This window comes from Bifidobacterium sp. LH_389 (genome assembly GCF_056357235.1).
In genome coordinates this window covers 260,770-279,767 of sequence record NZ_JBKEVR010000003.1, presented here as the reverse complement: position 1 = coordinate 279,767, position 18,998 = coordinate 260,770, and the positions used below count along the sequence as shown (strand labels likewise).

Genomic DNA, 18,998 nt, shown 5'->3' with positions numbered 1-18,998 from the left:
CACGGCACTCAGCGACACGGGCACGGCGGAAGCGCCAGAAACGCCAAGACCGTCGGCCCGCACGGACCAGCCACGAGGCGCTTCCCGTTCCCGTCATTCCCGTCTACTCCCCGATCTGCTCGGAAAGCTCGAGCCACTCGGCCTCCAGATCGTCACTCTCCTTGGCGATCGCGGTGAGCTGTTCGTTGAGCTTGTTGAGGCCCTCGTAGTCGGACGGGTCGTGCGCGGCCATCTGCTCCTCGAGGGCGGCCTTCTGCTCCTCGAGCTTGGAGACCTTGCGCTCGATGGCACGCACGCGCTTGCTGGCATCGTGATAGGCCTTGCCGGTGAGCTTCGGCTCCTGCGCGGCACCGGACGCACCGGAACCGGACTCGCCGCCGGCGGCCTGCGAGGACGAGCCCGCGGATGGAGCCGTCGCGGCAGGAGCGTTCTTCGCCCGTTCGATCATGGCGAGGTAATCGTCCACGCCGCCGGGCAGATGCCGCACCTTGCCGCCGATGAGCGCGAACTGCTGGTCGGTGACGCGTTCGAGCAGGTAGCGGTCGTGGGAGACGACGATGAGCGTGCCGGGCCACGTGTCGAGCAGATCCTCCATGACGGCCAGCATGTCCGTGTCCAGATCGTTGCCGGGCTCGTCCATCACGAGCACGTTCGGCTCATCGAGCAGGATGAGCAGCAGTTGCATACGGCGCTTCTGCCCGCCGGACAGGTCGCGGATGGGCGTCATGAGCTGCGCGGAGGAGAAACCGAGCCGCTCCATGAGCTGGCCGGGCGTCACCTCCTTGCCGTCCACGATGTAGCTCGGCTTGTAGCGGGAGAGCACTTCCTTGATCTTGTACTTGCCGAGCTTCTCCAGCTCGTCGAGACGCTGGGACAGCACCGCGAACTTGACGGTCTTGCCGATGTTCACATGTCCCACGGTGGGGGTGATCGTACCGTCGATGAGCTTGAGGAGCGTGGACTTGCCGGCGCCGTTCGCGCCCACGATGCCGAAACGATCGCCCGGGCCGATCAGCCACGTCACGTCGTCCAGCACCTTGCGGCCGCTGACCGTGACCTTCCGCGCCGCGGACGTGACGGGCGTAGCGCCTTCACCGTCAGCGTTCTCGTCGGCGCCGGTCCCGCCGGCATTCGCAACGGCCACTGGCTCGACGGAAGCGACAGCCCCGGGCTCGACCTCGTCGGCCGTTACGCCGGCATCCACGAGGCGCGGGTCGGACATGTCGTCCACGGCGATCTCCACGGACCCGTACACCTTCGGCTCCGCGTACAGCGCCGGCACGATGTCCCCGCCGTTCGCCATCGCCTCGCCGCGCGCCACGGAACCGTGCGTGTGCTCGAACACCTGCGTCACGTCGATCAGGTCCACCACCTGCTTGCCCAGACGGGACGTGGCCATCTGCTTGAGCTCCACGCTGTTGCGCATGGGCGGCACGTCGGCGATGAGCTCGCGCGCGGCCTTGACGTGGAACTTCTGCTTGGTGGAACGCGCACGCGCCCCGCGCGACAGCCACGCCAGCTCCTTGCGGGCCAGGTTGCGGCGGCGCTCCTCGCGCACGTCCGCCTGACGGTCGCGCTCCACGCGCTGCAGCATGTACGCGCTGTACCCGCCCTCGAACGGGTCGATCACGCCGTCATGCACCTCCCACATGGATTCGCACACCTCGTCGAGGAACCAACGGTCGTGCGTGACGATCAGGAACGCGCCCTGCCCGGACGGCCAACGGTTCTTGAGATGCTCGGCGAGCCAGTGGATCGTCACCACGTCCAGATGGTTGGTGGGCTCGTCCAGCGCGAGAATGTCCCAATCCCTGAGCAGCAGGCGGGCCAGATCCGCGCGACGACGCTGACCGCCGGACAGGGAACCGATCGTGGCGTTGAGGTCGATGCCGCCGAGCAGCGCCTCCACGATCTCGCGCGACTTGGTTTCCGCGGCCCACTCGTAATCCTCGCGTCCCTCGAGCGCGGCCTCGCGCACGGTGGCGTTGTCGTCCAGGGGATCGCGCTGCGAGAGCATGCCGAAGGTCAGGCCGTTGCGCTTGGTCACGCGGCCGGAATCCGGCTCCTGCGTGCCGTCGAACAGTTTGAGCAGCGTGGACTTGCCGTCGCCGTTGCGACCCACGATGCCGATGCGATCGCCCTCGAAGACGCCCTGCGTCACATCCGTGAAGATGGTCTTCGTGGCAAAGGCGAGCGATACGTGTTCGAGTCCCAAATCATAAGTCGGCATAATGCAACAATGTAGCGTTACGCCTAGGCATCGGGCCGCTCAGTTCACTGTGCGGCTCGATGCTCCGCTCACTGCGCGGCGAGCAGCGCCCGTGCCGTGGTGTTGCACCGGGCTGCGAACCCGGAGAACACCTGCTCGGCAAGCGGCTCGAGCTTGGGGTTGCACTCGGCGAACTGGTCGCGCACCTGCGCCTTGGACAGCCCTGCGGCCTTGAGGTCCTTGACCATGGACGGCTCGGCCAGCCACTCCTCCAGCAGCTGAGCGGTCACCTCCAGATGGAACTGCATGCCCAGCGCGGAACCGACGCGGAACGCCTGCACCTTGGTGCCGGCCGTACGCGCGAGCAGCTGGGCGCCCTCCGGCAGACCCACCACGTCGTTGTGCCAGTGCAGCACGCTGATCTGCTTGTCCCACATGGAGAAGAAGTCGTGGCGGTCCACGCGCTTGATGGGCGCGAACCCGATCTCCGGCGCCGGCCCCTTGGCCAGTTTCGCCCCGAGCGCGGTGGCGATGATCTGATGGCCCAGACATACGCCGAGCACCGGCTTGCCCACGCTCACCGCGGCGCGCACCAGCTTGGCCTCCGCCTTGAGGCCCGGGTAGTCGTCGTAGTCGAGGGCTCCCATCGGCCCGCCCATGACCACGAGTCCGGCGATCTCCTTGAAATCGGGAAGATCGGGGTTCTTCTTCGACGCGATGTTCATCGTCTGCGACTCGAGTTCCATGTCCTCGAGGTTCTGCAGAATCCGGCCCGGACGCTCCCAGGGCACATGCTGCAGGATAAGCACTTGCGGTTTGGCCATGCCACCCATTGTGCCACTGCGGCATTACCGCCGTTGTTACCCTCTCCCCTACGTCGCTTCCGGCGCATGAAGCCGCACAAGGCCCGATTGTCGGGTTTCGCGCATACGCTCATGACTATGGGAACAAGCCAAGAACCGCAGAATTTCAGCACTTCCTTGAGCGTCGAGCAGCCGGGGCAGGCCGGCGTCGCCAAGGCCGCCACGGGCCTCAAACTCTATGACACGGCCTCGCACGCCGTCTCCGCGTTCACGCCCATCAAGCCCGGGCAGGTGGGTATCTACGTGTGCGGCGCCACCGTGCAGTCCTCGCCGCACATCGGCCACATCCGCGCGGCCGTGGCGTTCGACGTGATCCGCCGCTGGTTCATGCGCCTCGGCTACAAGGTCACCTTCGTGCGCAACGTGACGGACATCGACGACAAGATCCTCGACAAGGCCGCCGCCGCAGGCCAGCAGTGGTGGGCGCGCGCCTACCACTACGAGCGCGAGTTCACGCACGCCTACGAGACGCTCGGCGTGCTGCCGCCCACCGTGGAGCCGCGCGCCACCGGGCACGTGCCGGAGATGGTCGCGCTGATCCAGCGCATCATCGACAACGGCCACGGCTACGTAGTCACCGACGCGGACGGCAGGCCCACCGGCAACGTGTACTTCGACGTGGCGAGCTGGCCGGCGTACGGCGAACTGACCCATCAGAAGGGTTCCGCCGAGGTGGACGAGGCCGCCGCCGTAGCCGATCGCATGGGTCCGTCCGTGGACGCGACCGGCGTGGACAAGTACAATCCGGTCGATCCGGCCGACGCCTCGCCGGACAAGCACGATCCGCGCGACTTCGCCCTGTGGAAGGCTCCGAAGGACACCGATCCCGAAACCGCCCGCTGGGCCACCCCGTTCGGCGTGGGGCGCCCCGGCTGGCACATCGAGTGCTCGGCCATGAGCCACCGCTATCTGGACGGCATGTTCGACATCCACGGCGGCGGCTTGGATCTGCGCTTCCCGCACCACGAGAACGAAATGGCACAGACCCGCGCGGCCGGCTACGATTCCGCGGCCCGCTGGATGCACTCCGCGTGGGTGACCACCAAGGGCGAGAAGATGTCCAAGTCGCTGGGCACCGGCCTGTCCGTGCCGAGCGTGCTCGCCCACCATTCGGCGTGGGTGGTGCGCTACGCCCTCGGTTCCGTGCAGTACCGGTCCATGCTCGAATGGTCCGATCAGGCGCTGGTGGAGGCACAGGCCGCGTACGACCGCGTGTCGAACTTCATCGAACGCGCCGGCGCGGCGACCGGCGAGCAGCCGTCTCGCGACGAGATCGAGGCCGTGAACGCCGACACGCTGCCGGACGACTTCGTCACCGCGCTCAACAACGACGTCAACGTGCCGGGCGCCCTGGCCGCGATCTTCAGCGCGATCCGCAAGGGCAACATCCTGCTCGGCCAGTTGGAGACGAACTCGACGCCGTATACGCCGGAAGTGGCCGTGGAAGAGGTCAAGCTCGTGCTGCACGACGTGCGCGCCATGCTGGACACGCTGGGCCTCGACCCGCTGGCCGAACCGTGGGCGAGCTCCGGTGCGGCCGGCTCGGCGGACACCGAGGAGACCAGCCCGGAGCGCAAGGCGCTGGATGCGTTGATCGGCGAGCGACTGGACGCCCGTGCCGCGGCTCGCAAGGCCAAGGACTTCGCCACGGCCGATGCGATCCGGGACGCGCTTGCCGCCGCCGGCGTGGCCATCGAGGACGGGCCGCAGGGCTCCACCTGGAGCCTCAAGTAGGCTCGTAGGCCCGCACTCGTCAAGCTCGTGCGGCCCACCCGCGCGCATTGTTGCATGATCGGTCCAACCTGAAGCCCTCGCGGCGCAGGTTGGACCGATCGCGTGAAAAAACGGCCTGTTTCGGGGCCCAAAATCGCATGATCGGTCCAACCTGCGAATTTGAGTGTGCAGGTTGGACCGATCATGCAAAAGCGGGCAGCGCGTCGAGCTGCACGCACCCGTCACTCGAAGACGAAGTCCACGTCCACGATGTGCAGCCGCTTCGTGAGCTCCCGCTCCAGCGTGCGCTTGCATTCCACCAGGTCGGCCACGTCGATGGTCTCGCCGGTGCCGATCAGGTACACGTCCACCGTGTAGTTCATGCCGGTCTTGAACACGAGCGTCTTCTCGTATTCGGTGTTCGCCGGCAGGTGTTCCAATGCGGCCGATTCCACGAAGGCGTTGGTGGTTTCGTCGTCGTGCACGCCGCCCACAAGTTCCACGAATGCGTCGCGCAGCACGCCGAACGGCTCCTTGACGGTGAGCAGCACGATGGCCAGCGTGATGAAGAAATCGCCGGTGTAGTGCAGGAAGTCGAGCGGGGTGCCGGCGGGCAGGAACCACAGGAACACGGCCACCGCACCGATGCCGAACGACATGGCGCCATCGATCAGCGTGCTGTTCTGCTCCGCGCCGAGCATGGTGCTGGCGCCGCGCAGCTTGCGGTTCTGCCGGCGGTAGTAGACGAACAGGACGAAGCAGATGAGTACGGTGACGATCTCGTAGATCACCACCGGTCCGGTTTCGATGCGCTCGCCCTCGCCGAGCGCGAAGTAGTCCCAGGCCACCTGGGTGACGTCGATCAGGGAGAAGACGAGCAGGGAGAGGGTGAACAACGCCTTGCAGATGGCGTAGATCGGTTCGAGGGCGAACTTGCCGTTGGGGAACTGCTCGGAGGTGCGCACGGTGTGCGAGGAGAGGAAGACTGCCACCATGCCCGAGATCACGGAGATCACGGTGAAGGAGGCATCGAGGAACAGGGCCTTCAGGCCGGTCATGAAGAACACGATCATGCCCATGACCACCGTCACCACGTTGACGATGATACCGACGATCAGTGCTTGGCGTTCAATCTTTTTTTGAGGCATCGTTGGGCCTTCCTTTGCTGATAACTGCTTGCATCGGGGTGTCCAGCGATATATGAAATGAATATCAATACCACTGCCTGTCCAGTATAGAGGCAGGCCGGGATCAATAATCGACATCGTGTCGAGCGTTGCGAACGCGGCATCGCAAACGGTGCGGCACCGGCTTCGACTGCGAGCTGCCGCCATGGCTGGAGCGCTGCACGTTCCCGGCCGAGCGACGGTTCGTCAACCGCATGTGGCTCGCAGGCACCCCGAAGTTCGGTGCGTTCGCGTCGATGCGCACCGAGGCCACGCGCCCGCAGAAGTTGCAGATCCGCGCGCGTTCCCGGCAATTCGCCCGCTCTATGCGCGCGAATCCGCAACTTTTGGAGCGCGATCGCGCAATATTGTCGTCCCGTGCACGTTTTCGTATCGGGGAGGGCTCGGACCGCGCGAATCCGGACGCAAGCGAGCGCCGCCCCGCTTTTCCCGCGGCACGGCTAGACTGGAACCCATTATGGCTGCTTTTAGTTCTTTGACCGATAGGCTTTCGAACGCATTCAAGAACCTGCGTTCCAAGGGCAAACTGTCCGAGGCGGACATCGACGGCACGATCCGCGAAATCCGCCGCGCGCTGCTCGACGCCGACGTGGCGCTCGACGTGGTGCGTTCCTTCACTGCGCGCATCCGCGAACGTGCACTCGGCACCGAGGTCTCCGAAGCGCTCAACCCCGCCCAGCAGGTGGTGAAGATCGTCAACGAGGAGCTCACCGACGTGCTGGGCCGCGGCGTGGACCGCCCGCTCAACTTCGCCAAGAACCCGCCGACGATCATCATGCTCGCCGGTCTTCAGGGCGCCGGCAAGACCACGCTGGCGGGCAAGCTCGGTTACTGGCTCAAGGAATCCGGGCACACGCCCATCCTCGTGGCCGCCGATCTCCAGCGCCCGAACGCCGTCACCCAGCTGCAGGTGGTGGGCGAACGCGCCGGCGTGCCGGTCTTCGCGCCGGAGAAGGGCGTGCAGTCCGACGGCGGCGATCAGGTGTCCGCTCCCGGCGAGACCACCGGCGACCCGGTCAAGGTGGCGCGCGACGGCGTGGCGCTGGCCCGGCAGAAGCTGTACGACGTGGTGATCATCGATACCGCCGGCCGTCTGGGCGTGGACGAGGTGCTCATGAAGCAGGCGCGCGACATCCGCGACGCCGTGCAGCCCAACGAGATCCTGTTCGTGATCGACGCGATGATCGGTCAAGATGCCGTGAAAACCGCCAAGGCGTTCGACGAGGGCGTGGACTTCACCGGCGTGGTGCTCTCCAAGCTCGACGGCGACGCGCGAGGTGGCGCTGCCCTGTCCGTGGCGAGCGTGACCGGCAAGCCGATCCTGTTCGCCTCCACCGGCGAGGGGCTCAAGGACTTCGAGGTGTTCCACCCGGACCGCATGGCCTCCCGCATCCTCGACATGGGCGACATCCTCACCCTGATCGAGCAGGCGCAGAAGCAGTTCGACGAGGAGGAGGCCCGCAAGGCCGCCGCGAAGATGTCCGAGGGCAGCTTCGGTCTGGACGACTTCCTCGAGCAGCTGCAGCAAGTGCGCAAGCTTGGGCCCATGAAGAACCTGCTGGGCATGATTCCCGGCATGGCGGCCCACCGCAAGGAACTCGAACAGTTCGATGAGAAGGAAGTGGACCGCACGGAGGCGATCATCCGCTCGATGACGCCGGCCGAACGCCGCGACCCGAAGATCATCGACGGTTCCCGCCGCGCGCGCATCGCCTACGGTTCCGGCACCACCGTCTCGCAGGTGAACGCGCTGCTTCAGCGCTTCGAGCAGGCCGCGAAGATGATGCGTCGCATGACCAACAGGGCCGGCGGCGGCATCCCCGGCTTCGGCGGCCCCGGCATGGGCGGCGGCAAGAAGAACGTCAAGAAGGGCAAGAAGAAGGGCGGTAGCAAGTCCGGCAACCCGATGAAGCGCGAGGCCGAGGAAAGGGCATTGCGCGAGCGTCTGGCCGGCGGCGGCAAGAAGGGCGGCAGTGGCTCCGGCTCTGCGTTCGCCAAGAAGCCGCAGAATCCCGCGCTTCCGGCCGGTCTGGACGTGAACAATCTGCCGCCGAATCTGGGCGCCGGTCTGGGCGGACTGCTCGGCTGACGCTGAGCGGCCGGCGGCCTGCCGGAAACGGCACGGCTATTCGGGCCCGTGCGAATGCAGTCACGAAACGCGTTCGCACGGGCCTTCGCTATGCTTGGGACACGGTATGCCGGCGAGGGACCGGCAAAGGACCGGCAAAGGCCGTCGGCGAGGACCGCGGCAGGGCAAGGAGACGCAAAGTTTATGGTGATGGCGGTTTGGATTCTGGCGTTCGTGTGCATGCTGTGGGTGATGCTGATTCGGCTGCCCGCAGGCTCGGAGGCACACATGCCGCTGCCGTACATGATCGCGCTCGTACCGTTCATGTGGATTCCGCTGCTGGCGGTGGCGATCTGGGCGGCCACGGTGCAGGAGTGGGCACCCATGTTCCTGTGCCTGGCGTGGGCGCTAATCGCCTGCGGCAGCGCGATCGAATACCGGCTGGCCACGCTGCCCCAGTGGCTCTCGCAGCCCACGCCGATGCTCAAGCTGCCGGTCGGCCCGTCCACGGCTTCGCTCGATGCCGCGTTCCGCACCGCACGCCAGAGCGTGGAAGCCAAGGGCGAGCAGGCTACGGAATACCGCGTGATGACGCTCAACTGCCGTTACGGGCGCGCGGATGCCGTAACGATCGTGAACGCCGTGAAGGAGCGGAACGTTGACGTACTGGCCTTGCAGGAATGCAACGATGCGCTGATCGGGCGGCTCAACAAGGCCGGATTGGGGTCGATCATGCCCTACATGCAGCAGGGCGAGGCGAAGGATACCGACAACGGCGGCTTCAACGTGCTCTTCACGCGGCAGGAGCCCGTGGGCCGCCAGCTCGACGCGGCGCACATTCCTGCGGCGGACGTGCCGGCCATGACGCTGGAGCTCGCCGGGCGTGAGGTCACGTTCGCCTCCGCGCACCCGAAGTCCCCGATGCGCGGCTGCCCTGACTGGTCGGCCGGCATCATCGGCATCGGCGTGCTGGCGCAGGAGGCCATCGCGGAGGATCACGACGTGGCCGTGGTGCTCGGCGACCTGAACTCGCAGATCGAGCATCCAAGCTTCCGCGCGCTGCTCGCCTCCGGATTCCGTGACGTGTCGCTCACGCTGGCGAGCGGCCGGAACGCCACGTTCCCCTCATGGCTGCCGTGGCCGCGCATCGAGCTCGACCACGTGCTCTTCACGCCCGGTGCCGTGCCGGCGGACGCGGAAGCCTTCGCGGTGCCCGGCACGGACCATCTGGCGCTCACGGCCACGCTGAAGTTCTAGCGCGGACCGGTGGCTCCGGCACGTTCCGTGAACGAGCGGAGACACCGTGTCACTCCCCGCGCCGCCGCTCAGACCTCGGGCTTGAGGGCGATGCGGAACGCGAATTCCGGCGCATCGAGGCGGTACCGCTCGATCAGCTCCGGGCCGCAGCTGTTGGAGCCCACTCCGGACTGCTGGTAGTCGAGGCAGACCACGGTTGCGTCCGGGCATTCCTCCAGCTCGTGGTTGTGGCCCTTGGCGGTCAGCTCCTCGGCGGTGTACGGCAGGGCCTGGAAGTCGAAGCCGCGGCCGTCTTCGCGACCGGTGTAGGCGGTCAGGGTCACGCCGTCGCCCTCGAGGCACGCCCAGTCGCAGTCATGGTGGTTGCCGTTCTCCTGCGGCTTGATGTACGGCTCGAACAGCGTGGCCGGGGTCGCCTCGAACACGCCGTGCCAGCTGGCGCGGCGCTTGTCCACGTAGCTTTCCGTCGGGCCCAGACCGCAGTAGCGCACCCGGCCGAACTCCTTGGGTACGAAGAGCCGCAGGCCGAAGCGCGGCAGGAACGGGAAGACCGGGTCGCGCGTCACGTCCATGGCGAGCGCGACCGTGCCGTCCGGGTGGACGGTCCACACGGCGTCGATCGCGGCGATCGGCTGCACGGTCGGGGCGAGCAGGCCCATGCGCACGCGGATCGTCACGTCCCCGGCCCCGGGCACGTCCTCGGCGGCGAGGGACACCAGCTTGCCGTCACGCATGATCGTTACGGACTCGCCATCGCCGGCATCGCCCGCCGCAGCGTCCACCGCTCCGGACTCACCGTCGGCGTCGGCAACGCCGGGCTCGACTCGCACCTCGTAGGCGCGGGCGTACGCGCGGTCGTACTGGGCCGCCTCCCACTGCTCGCGGATGGTGCGGTCGTTGTCCGTGGGGGCGCGCCACACGTTGAGCTCCATGGGCCGGGTGAGCAGGGTGTGCCCGTCGAACGTCATGCTGGAGAACAGGCCTGTGCGTGCGTCGAGCACGTAACGGAAGTTTTCGCCGGCCACGGTGACGGATGTGCCGTTTTCGGTCACGCTCGGCGCCTCGCGGTGGCGCAGCTCGTCGGCGATGTCCTCGTCGTCCACGTAGTCCACCATCCAGTCGGCGGGGTGGCCGGCGGACAGGGCCAGCTTGGCCTTGACGAGCTGGTTGGTCGGGTCCGCGGTAGGCACGGCGATCTCGTCGAAGCCGAGCTCGAAGAGTTCCGGCATGATCCCGTCCGCGGTGGCCTCGGGCGTCAGGTACCGCAGCACGACGGTGATGCGCCCGTTCCACTCCTCGGGGATGCTCAGGCCCGGCAGCGTGACGCGGCCCTCCCCGTGCGGGGGAATGTTGAGCTGGGCACGGTCCTCGTCGCCGAACAGGTAGTACGAGTCGAGCTCGCCGTCCACGTACAGCTCCCACATGAGCGTGACCGCCTCGCCCAGGGGCGTGAAGTCCAGATAGTTGTGCAGGGTCACGCTGGCCTGTTCGCGGCCCTCGCCGGCGAATTCGAGGCCGCCCACCACGCGCGCGGGACGGTACACGTTCTTGAATTCCGCAAGTCCGGTGTGCGGCGTGCGGTCGGGATAGACCAAGCCGTCCATGCAGAAGTTGCCGTCGTGCGGGTACTCGCCCGAATCGCCGCCGTACGCATACACGCGGCGGCCGTCGGGCGCGGTGCCGCGGTCGATCGCATGGTCGCACCACTCCCAGATGAATCCGCCCACCAGACCGGGGAAGCGCTGGATGCGCTCGAAATAGTCCTCCAGATCGCCCGGGCCGTTGCCCATCGCATGGCAGAACTCGCACAGCACGTAGGGCTTGACGCCGCTGCCGTCCTCGTAGCGGCCGTCGTGCCCATTGCCGCCGTGGCCGCCGTCTCCGCGCGGGGAGCCGTCGTCGCCGGGGGCGAAGTACTCCTCGATCTGCTCGACCGACGGGTACATGCGCGAATGGGTGTCCAGGTTCGAGTAGTCGTGCGGGGCGTCCTTGTCACTCACGTAGCGAGCGGACTCGTAGTGGGTCAGGCGTTCCGGGTCGAAGGCCTTCGTCCAGGCGAGCGCAGCCTCGAACGCGCAGCCGTACGCGCTTTCGTTGCCCATGGACCACATGATCACGGACGCGTGGTTCTTGTGCGCTTCCACGCAGCGGCGGGTGCGGTCCACGGTGGCGGGCGTCCACGCGGGGTTGTTGGCCATGCGTTCGTTCCAGCGCAGCCGGTTCTCGCCGCCCTCCGGCACGTAGTCCATGTTCATGCCGTGGGATTCGTCGTCCGCCTCGGCGATCACGTAGAAGCCGAGCCGGTCGAACAGGTCGTAGTATTCCGGCGCGTTCGGGTAGTGGCTGGTGCGCACGCCGTTGACGTTGTGCTGCTTCATGAGCGTGAGGTCCGCGAGCATCTGCTCCTCGCTGATCACCGGGCCGGTGACCGGGTCGGAATCGTGGCGGTTGACGCCGTGAATCTTGATGGGCCGGCCGTTGACCGTGACCACCCCGTTCACGACGGCGATCTGGCGGATGCCGAGCGGCTGGGTGACGGTCTCCCCCGCGGATTCCAGCACGAGCGTGTACAAGTACGGCCGCTCCGCGTTCCACAGGGTCGGCTCGTCCACGCGCAGCGTCACGTGGGCGCGGGCCGTGAACTCGGCCTTGGTGGCTGTGTGGTCGCCGGTGGAATCCTCCGCGTATTCGGCCGGCTCGACGCTTCGTGCGTCCTCGATCTCCACGGCTTCGGCGCGGGCCACTTCGGCGCCGTCCGCATCGAGCAGCACGGCGGTCACGGGCACGGTCACGCCGTTGTAGAAGTCGAGGTCGATCTCCACGCGGGCTTCGGCGTCGCTCCAATCGGGGGCGAGCGGCGTGACGGGCGTACGCACGAAGTAGTCGCGGATCGCGCGCTCCGGGCGCTTGAGCAGGTAGACATCCCGGAAGATGCCGGACATGCGGAACTTGTCCTGATCCTCCATGTAGCTGCCGTCGCACCACTTGAGCACGAGCACGGCCAGCGTGTTCTCGCCGTCCTCCAGCAGGTTGGTCACCTCGAATTCGCTGGTGGAGTGGGAGACCTGGCTGTAGCCCACGAACGTGCCGTTGAGCCACACGTAGAAGCAGCTGTCCACGCCCTCGAAATTGAGGAACGCGCGCGGAGCGTCGGGGTCGGCCGCGTACGTGAAGCTCGTCAGGTACACGCCGCACGGGTCGTCCTCCGGCACGAACGGCGGATCCACCGGGAACGGGTAGCGGATGTTGGTGTACTGGTGGCGGTCGAACCCGTGGTTCTGCCACACGCTCGGCACCGGGATGACGCCGTAGCCGTTGGCCGCGTCCGGCACGAAGCCGTTGTCCCAGAAGGCCGGATCGTGGTTGGCGTGGGCGCGTTCCACGTCCGCGTCGAGCTTGTGGATCGACTCGTAGTAGCGGAACTCCCAGTCCCCCGCGTCCGGTCCGCTGAGCAGCTGGAACCGGTCGGATTCCACGCGCCTGCCCACGCTCGTCTCCATCTGATGCGAGGCGGGAATGTAGTACGCGCGATTCGGCTGGCACCCCACATGCAGATGGTCCAGACTCTCGTAGTACTTGGGGACGAACATCGATCAACGCTCCTTTACGCTGGTTGGTGGCTTTGCATTGGCTAGGCACCAGTATGCCGCGGGGCGTCGATCGCGCGGCGGGGCATGGCGGACGGTCACGATATGGCCCGCATGCCGGTCACCTGCAACGGCGAGGGATGGCAGGGCGGGCAAATGGGGAAATTCCCGCAACAATTCTTCATTAGATAGCCATTAAGCAAGAAACGATACTTCAATGCTACGTATTCCCGATGGTTCGCCGCTATTCTTATTTCTCATTCCAAGAATAAACTACGTTGTTTATCTGGAATCTACATATAAAGTACACATGGGAGTGCACCTACATGAACACCAACCATCGGTCACGCATCATTTCTGCATGCGCCACCATCACCATAGCCGGAACCTTCCTCGCCGCAGCCTTGCCCGCAGCTCAGGCAACAGATGCCAATGGATTCGCCGATCTCATCGAAGAATACTCCGAATACTGGCAGCCCCCGCAGCAACCTTACGACGGCACAGGTTCCGGCGGCACGGCACTTAACGCTAAAGTGCTGCAGGAAAATGACGCCACCACCGTCGCAATCAACCACGCCGGGGCAGCCAATCTCGATTCTGACGGATTGAACAACCAAGTGCGTCGCGCTCTGAGCGATCGCGATGCGGACAAGGATGTGGCCCATGCATTCAAAGACGGGTTCGGCCCAATTCTGGGCGAATACTTCGAAGAGGGATACAATTCCGGACAGCTAGAACTGGTCAAGACGGTCATGGAAGAAAACGGATGGAGCGGTAACCCCGCTAAAGAGATCTACCAGTACCCCCGTCCTTTCACCGAACGCAACGTCTGGCTTCCGGATACCGATCACCTTACTTCGGGAAACAACAACCTTTTAAATCTGCCCGCCACACTAGACATCCACAGGTTCCCCGACGGCATTGGTTCGGACGGGAAAAAGCACTCCGCCGACTACACGAAGAACGCCCCCGAGGGTTCTTTCCCATCTGGCCACACCAATAAGGCATACTCCCGCGGCGTAACTCTTGCCGCCATGATTCCTCAGCTGGCGCCGGAAATTCTTGCACGCGTCTCCGAAATGGGCAACAACCGACCGCTGCTGGGCGTTCATTACGCCCTTGACGTAGTGGCAGGCCGCATCGGTGGGCACGCTTCCAATGCGGCATACTGGAGCGCACACCCCGAAGAGGTCACGCAGGCCGCACAACAGCTGCAGGATTATCTGGCTTCTCGCTGCCAGCAGGATGGTCACGGTTCCACGCTGAGCGAGTGCATCGTAAACGTTCAGGCCGATGACAACAACGGTTACACAAACGATTTCACCGATCCGGTGTCGACCAAGCCGGTCGCCGACCGAGCATCGGCCATCGACGCCTACACCGCACGCATGACGTACAACTTCTCACAGGTGAGCGCCTCCGGACAAACATTCACCGCCCCCGAAGGCGCCGCAGAACTATTGCGCTTCGCATATCCGCAACTCAACACCCAACAGCGCAATACCGTGATTGAGCTCACGGCCATCGACTCGGGCTATCCACTCGATTCCTCCTCCAACGGATGGATGCGCATCAATCTCGCCAAGGCCCTGAGCGCAACCGTCACGCTGGCGCCCGATGGCACTGTGGTCTCCGCCGTTGCAGCCAATGCACCCAACGTGATCGAACAAACGGGGCAAGCCGAGCAACAGACCACGGTCCCCGACAGGCGATCCGTACCATGGGGACCGATCGCCGCCGTCGCAGTCTCGATCGCTATCGTTGTCCTGATAGCAGTCATTGTCATCCGCCAGCGCTCATCCGCACGCTAGCAGCTCTCTCACTACGCAAAATAAGCAGCGAGCGGCGGAGAGCAGGCCAGAGCGCTGAAAATGCCACCGGACCGTGACTCCATATCGACATCCGGCACGTCCTTCTGTCCAAAAACCAAAAAACGGTTGGGCCCCGGAGCCAGAAGGGAATACCTTCCGGCTCCGGGGCCCAACCGCAGAAGATGCAAGGGGAAACAAGAGAGTTGCGGAGGACTGCGCCGGGCCTCGGACGAAGTCCTTTCGACCAAGTGGCAGTCCACACTCCGGCGGCGAACCGCACGCTGGCGATCTGCCGCCGGTCGGGCCAATGCCGCTGGATTTACTGGGCTTACTTGGCGGTCAGGGCGCCGCTGTTCTGGATTTCGCGGCCGCCGTCAGCCAGACCCTGGTCGATGGGCTTGGTGCCGGTCATGATCGCGGAATGCATGGTGTTGAGCAGCGACTGGATCTCGGCCGTGCCGGCGCCGATCGGGGTGTCCGGCGTGGTCTTGTGCTCGCTCCACGCGGCCTTGGACTGCTCGTCGGTCGGAATGCCCGCGTTGGAGAAGAACTTCTCGACCACCTTGTCAGAGGAATAGGCCGGGGTGGAAGTGATGGCCGCGAGCGCCATGGCCCCTTCTTCGCCGCACGCCCACTTCACGAAGTCCTTGGCGGCCTCCAGCTTGGCGCCGGAGAGCTTGGCGGACAGGGACAGACCGGTGGAGCTGCCGAAGGTCTCCGGCACGGCCGGCGCGGACTTGTCCGGGTTCTGCGGCACGGAGACCATGCCCCACTCGAACTTCTCCGCCGCGCCCGTCTTTTGCTGGTCCACCAGCGTGGAGATGTACCACGAGCCCATCGGCAGCATCGCCGCCTTCTGCGAGCCGAACTGCGCCTGGTACTGCACCTTGCTGGCCGTGGACGTAGCGTAATTGATCGTGAGGTCCTCGTCCTGCATCTTCAGCGCACGCTCGTAGTACTTCTTCATGTACGTATAGTCGCCGGAGAAGTAGTCCGCGCCATCCACCTGCGCGAGCGCGAACGCCTGCACCACGGTCTGCCAGTTGTGCATGTAGGAGGCCTTCACGGAATTCGCGTCGTAGCCCGCGGCGGCAAGCCCGGCCTTGAGCTGCTCGCCGGTCTTGATGTAGTCATCCCACGTCCAGCCGGCCTTGGGCTCGGCCACGCCGGCCTTCTTGAACATGTCCTTGTTGTAGAAAATCACCCACGAGTCGGTGCGGTAGGGGATGGAATAGTACTCGCCGTCGAGATCGTAGATGGACGAGTCGAGACCCGGGCTCAGTTCCTTGGCGATGTCCGCGATGTCGAGCAGTCCGCCGGACTTCGCATAGCCGTAGTACTTGTTCATGCCCTTCATGGTGATGATGTCCGCGGGCTGGCCGCCGGAAAGATCGACGGTGAGCTGCTTCTCGTAGTCGTCGGACGAGTATTCCTTGAGCGTGATCGTCACGTTCGGGTGGGTGGCCATGTAGCCGTCGGTCAGCGTCTTGAACTCGGGGGTGGCGGACAGGTTCCAGCCGGTCATGGTCAGCTCCACCTTGCCGTCCGCGGTGGTGCCGCCGGAGGGGCCGCCGGCGCCGCAGCCGGTCAGCGCCAGTGCGACCGCGGCGGATGCGGCGGCCAGGGACAGTGCGCGTCGATTGTTCATGTTCGTTCCTTTTCCTCGTAGGTGCGGCGATCTTCCTCGATCGTCTGCTTGGCGGGCGAGCAGTGCGTCTTCGTTGCCGTTCGCCGCGTCGGTGAAAGTACGATATCATATTTTTGTTTACCGGTAAACATCGCGGTTTCCGACACGCATCAAACGCTTGACATTGCTTGCGACACGCCGCGCCCCATACAATGCAGAGCAGCGACAGTTGGGAGGACACATGGTTACGATGCAGGACATTGCGCGCCGGGCGGGCGTCTCGAAGATGACCGTCTCCAACGTGCTGCGAGGCCGTGGCCATTATTCCCGGGAAACTTCGGAGCTGGTGCTGACCGCCGCCCGCGAACTGCATTACCGCATCAGCGCCCGATCCGCGGCCGCGGGCAGCCTGCGCCGCCACGACGGCGACTCGCACGGATCGATCGGCGTGGCGGTCTCCAGCCTGCGCGCCCTGTGGGTCTCCGAGCTGAGCTCATACATCACCGAAGCCGCCAAGGCCCGCCGGTACGAGGTGTCCGTGGAGGAGACGCGCGTACGCCAGCAGGACGAGGAATCCGCCATCCGCCGCCTGACCGCGCACTTCTACGACGGACTGATCTTCACACACTCGAACCTCGCGCCTGAGATCATCGACAGCCTGTCCCTGCACCGGCCCACCGTGCTCGTGGACTACACCTACCCGCGCCGCGCCCTCGACACGGTCACCACCGACAGCGAGCGCGCCGGGCACCTCATCGTCGAATACCTCGCATCGCGCGGGCATCGCAACATCATGGTCATGGGCGCATCCCCGGACCCCGCGCGCAACTCCGACGACATCAACTACGTGCGCGCCAGCCGCCTCAAGGGCTGCATGGACGCCATGGACCGCGCCGGCCTACCCTACGACGACCGCTCCTTCCTGGGCCCCCAGTGGGATTCGGACGTCTGCCGCGCCGCCATCGACGATCTGGGACGCGAGGCGCTGTCCCGCTTCGACGCCATCGTGTGCCTCAACGATTCGGCGGCCATCGGCGTGATCCGCGGACTGCGCGATCTGGGTATCCGCGTGCCGGAGGACATTGCCGTCACCGGCATGTCCGGCATCGAAATGGGCGAATACACCACGCCGTCACTCACCACGGTGGATCTGGACCTGCGCAGCGTGGCCGATGCGGCCGTACGCCTGCTCGTCGACCGCATCGAGGGCACCGAAGACCCCGAGCCCCGCACGGTCAACATCCCCTGCCGCCTGCGCCCGGGCGAGTCCGCCTAACCGCGGCACAGCACCCGCACCGCCTCAAGAATACGGGCCGAACGTCGCGAAATCCGGAATTCCAAGCGCGAACCTATCGCCCCAGCGATCATTTGACGCTGCGAATCGCCAAAAACGCGACATTCAGCCCGTATGTTGAGGCGCAACACGCGGCACACCCGCCGCATCGCCACGCCGATTGACCCGCCATCGCGGCTGTGCTACATTTGCCGCATCAAATTGTTTACCGGTAAACCTTTTGTAAACCCTAAGCGTTGACCACCCCACACGAACCCTTTCCGCCGCAAAGCCGCAGCGGAAACAGGCACCACGCAGCAGACAAGGCAGACACAGACATGGCGCGATCCAGCATTTCCCGGCAAGCACTCATCGCAATGCTGTCCCTAGGCATGTTGGCCACTGTCTGCGGGTGCGGCAGCAACTCGTCCACCGCATATTTGGCCAATGCCTCAAACAAAGTCGTAGCGACCTGCGGAGATTGGCCGGTGGACGAGTCGAGCGTGTCGATGTACGCGGACGGTCTCTCCAACGGAACCTTGCAATCGTTCACCAGCAAACATGAAATCGCCTCGTACGGCACGGACATCTGGAGTAAGTCGTTCGACGGGGAGTCACCTGTCACAACACTCGCCCAAACCATAGGGCAGACGCTTGCGACGGACTGCGCAACCATCGCAACGGCCCGCGAACTCGCCGTGGACACCGCACCGCTGCTTGCCGTACCGGCCACATCCAGCGGCACCGCAACCGATGCCTACGCCATATGGAACGCACAACTCGCCACGCTCAAGGACGAGATCCGCGATGCACTACTTGCGCAAGACGATCCGGACGAGACAGCACTACGCGCCGCATTCAACCGCATTGACCCGGAGGTGTTGGATGGCGGCGACGCCACATTCGAAGCCATCCGCATTACCGGAGCCGAACCGGACGCGCGGACCGTACAGCAAGCGACCGCAACGAGCGATCTCGCCGCCGCAGTGGACTCCGTACGAAACGTCTTGTCCGGAGCCTCGATAGATGCACTCTCGCTCGACTCTCGGACCGCCTCAAAGGATGACACCGAATCCCAACGCCTGATCGCACTACTGTCTGGATCACAACCCGGCGATACGGTGCGAGACGGCGGCGACTGGCTGATCGTCACCGCAAAGACAGGGGACGAACCTCTCGCATATGAGCAAGCACCACGACTGGCCCGCGTGCAATACGCGAACGAACGGCTTGCCGAACTCGTGGCCCGCCACGCAAGCGACGGCACCCTAAGAATCACCGGCGATTTGGAGGAGGTGGTCGCCCGGCTTATGACTTCCTGATTGCAACGTAGCAAGACAGTGCGCAACGAAGCGCATCGCCAGCATCCGAACACTCACAGGCAAATGCCATGAGAATCACAC

Annotated in this window: 12 protein-coding genes; 6 read left to right on the top strand and 6 right to left on the bottom strand. The window is 65.2% G+C overall.

The annotated features are described in order from the left end of the window. Nucleotides 1-103 precede the first annotated feature (103 nt). Nucleotides 104-2,230, bottom strand: a complete 2,127-nt coding sequence (locus AC1AZA_RS05285; protein ID WP_476513692.1) for an ABC-F family ATP-binding cassette domain-containing protein — start codon at nt 2,228-2,230, stop codon at nt 104-106. Nucleotides 2,231-2,298: 68 nt separating this feature from the next. After that, complete coding sequence (locus tag AC1AZA_RS05280; RefSeq protein WP_476513691.1) at nt 2,299-3,033, bottom strand: type 1 glutamine amidotransferase; 735 nt, start codon at nt 3,031-3,033, stop codon at nt 2,299-2,301. A gap of 117 nt (nt 3,034-3,150) precedes the next feature. On the opposite strand from AC1AZA_RS05280, the gene cysS reads away from it, so the two are divergent. Next, nucleotides 3,151-4,806, top strand: a complete 1,656-nt coding sequence (cysS, locus tag AC1AZA_RS05275) for a cysteine--tRNA ligase (protein ID WP_476513690.1) — start codon at nt 3,151-3,153, stop codon at nt 4,804-4,806. Nucleotides 4,807-5,027: 221 nt separating this feature from the next. On the opposite strand, the gene AC1AZA_RS05270 is transcribed toward cysS, so the two are convergent. After that, nucleotides 5,028-5,933, bottom strand: a complete 906-nt coding sequence (locus AC1AZA_RS05270) for a cation efflux transmembrane domain-containing protein (RefSeq protein WP_476513689.1) — start codon at nt 5,931-5,933, stop codon at nt 5,028-5,030. A gap of 496 nt (nt 5,934-6,429) precedes the next feature. Between AC1AZA_RS05270 and ffh the strand changes: the two genes are divergently transcribed. Next, on the top strand, nt 6,430-8,061 hold the full coding sequence (ffh, locus tag AC1AZA_RS05265; RefSeq protein ID WP_476513688.1) for a signal recognition particle protein: 1,632 nt from the start codon (nt 6,430-6,432) through the stop codon (nt 8,059-8,061). 183 nt (nt 8,062-8,244) lie between these two features. Next, the gene (locus AC1AZA_RS05260) at nt 8,245-9,297 is read left to right on the top strand and encodes an endonuclease/exonuclease/phosphatase family protein (RefSeq protein ID WP_476513687.1); all 1,053 of its coding nucleotides are present in this window, start codon (nt 8,245-8,247) and stop codon (nt 9,295-9,297) included. 68 nt (nt 9,298-9,365) lie between these two features. Here the strand turns inward: AC1AZA_RS05260 and AC1AZA_RS05255 are convergent, their stop codons facing one another. After that, entirely contained in the window at nt 9,366-12,887 is a 3,522-nt protein-coding gene (locus tag AC1AZA_RS05255) for a glycoside hydrolase family 2 TIM barrel-domain containing protein (protein ID WP_476513686.1), read from the bottom strand. A gap of 323 nt (nt 12,888-13,210) precedes the next feature. Between AC1AZA_RS05255 and AC1AZA_RS05250 the strand changes: the two genes are divergently transcribed. Beyond that, nucleotides 13,211-14,695 (top strand): phosphatase PAP2 family protein, encoded by a 1,485-nt coding sequence (locus AC1AZA_RS05250; RefSeq protein ID WP_476513685.1) that lies wholly within the window; start codon nt 13,211-13,213, stop codon nt 14,693-14,695. A 328-nt stretch (nt 14,696-15,023) separates the two neighbouring features. On the opposite strand, the gene AC1AZA_RS05245 is transcribed toward AC1AZA_RS05250, so the two are convergent. Beyond that, nucleotides 15,024-16,343 (bottom strand): ABC transporter substrate-binding protein, encoded by a 1,320-nt coding sequence (locus AC1AZA_RS05245; protein WP_476513684.1) that lies wholly within the window; start codon nt 16,341-16,343, stop codon nt 15,024-15,026. Continuing rightward, a complete protein-coding gene (locus tag AC1AZA_RS05240; RefSeq protein ID WP_476513683.1) occupies nt 16,340-16,489 on the bottom strand; it encodes a hypothetical protein in 150 nt (49 codons plus the stop codon). Before AC1AZA_RS05240 ends, AC1AZA_RS05245 begins: the two co-directional genes overlap by 4 nt. 74 nt (nt 16,490-16,563) lie before the next feature. Between AC1AZA_RS05240 and AC1AZA_RS05235 the strand changes: the two genes are divergently transcribed. Then, entirely contained in the window at nt 16,564-17,598 is a 1,035-nt protein-coding gene (locus AC1AZA_RS05235; protein WP_476513682.1) for a LacI family DNA-binding transcriptional regulator, read from the top strand. A 335-nt stretch (nt 17,599-17,933) separates the two neighbouring features. Next, nucleotides 17,934-18,917, top strand: a complete 984-nt coding sequence (locus AC1AZA_RS05230) for a hypothetical protein (protein ID WP_476513681.1) — start codon at nt 17,934-17,936, stop codon at nt 18,915-18,917. Nucleotides 18,918-18,998: the final 81 nt, after the last annotated feature.

What these genes read in the sequence shown, in the direction of transcription:
- AC1AZA_RS05285 (WP_476513692.1), bottom strand. Translation starts at nt 2,230, where the DNA reads ATGCCGACTTATGATTTGGGACTCGAACACGTATCGCTCGCCTTTGCC.
- AC1AZA_RS05280 (WP_476513691.1), bottom strand. Translation starts at nt 3,033, where the DNA reads ATGGCCAAACCGCAAGTGCTTATCCTGCAGCATGTGCCCTGGGAGCGT.
- cysS (WP_476513690.1), top strand. Translation starts at nt 3,151, where the DNA reads ATGGGAACAAGCCAAGAACCGCAGAATTTCAGCACTTCCTTGAGCGTC.
- AC1AZA_RS05270 (WP_476513689.1), bottom strand. Translation starts at nt 5,933, where the DNA reads ATGCCTCAAAAAAAGATTGAACGCCAAGCACTGATCGTCGGTATCATC.
- ffh (WP_476513688.1), top strand. Translation starts at nt 6,430, where the DNA reads ATGGCTGCTTTTAGTTCTTTGACCGATAGGCTTTCGAACGCATTCAAG.
- AC1AZA_RS05260 (WP_476513687.1), top strand. Translation starts at nt 8,245, where the DNA reads ATGGTGATGGCGGTTTGGATTCTGGCGTTCGTGTGCATGCTGTGGGTG.
- AC1AZA_RS05255 (WP_476513686.1), bottom strand. Translation starts at nt 12,887, where the DNA reads ATGTTCGTCCCCAAGTACTACGAGAGTCTGGACCATCTGCATGTGGGG.
- AC1AZA_RS05250 (WP_476513685.1), top strand. Translation starts at nt 13,211, where the DNA reads ATGAACACCAACCATCGGTCACGCATCATTTCTGCATGCGCCACCATC.
- AC1AZA_RS05245 (WP_476513684.1), bottom strand. Translation starts at nt 16,343, where the DNA reads ATGAACAATCGACGCGCACTGTCCCTGGCCGCCGCATCCGCCGCGGTC.
- AC1AZA_RS05235 (WP_476513682.1), top strand. Translation starts at nt 16,564, where the DNA reads ATGGTTACGATGCAGGACATTGCGCGCCGGGCGGGCGTCTCGAAGATG.
- AC1AZA_RS05230 (WP_476513681.1), top strand. Translation starts at nt 17,934, where the DNA reads ATGGCGCGATCCAGCATTTCCCGGCAAGCACTCATCGCAATGCTGTCC.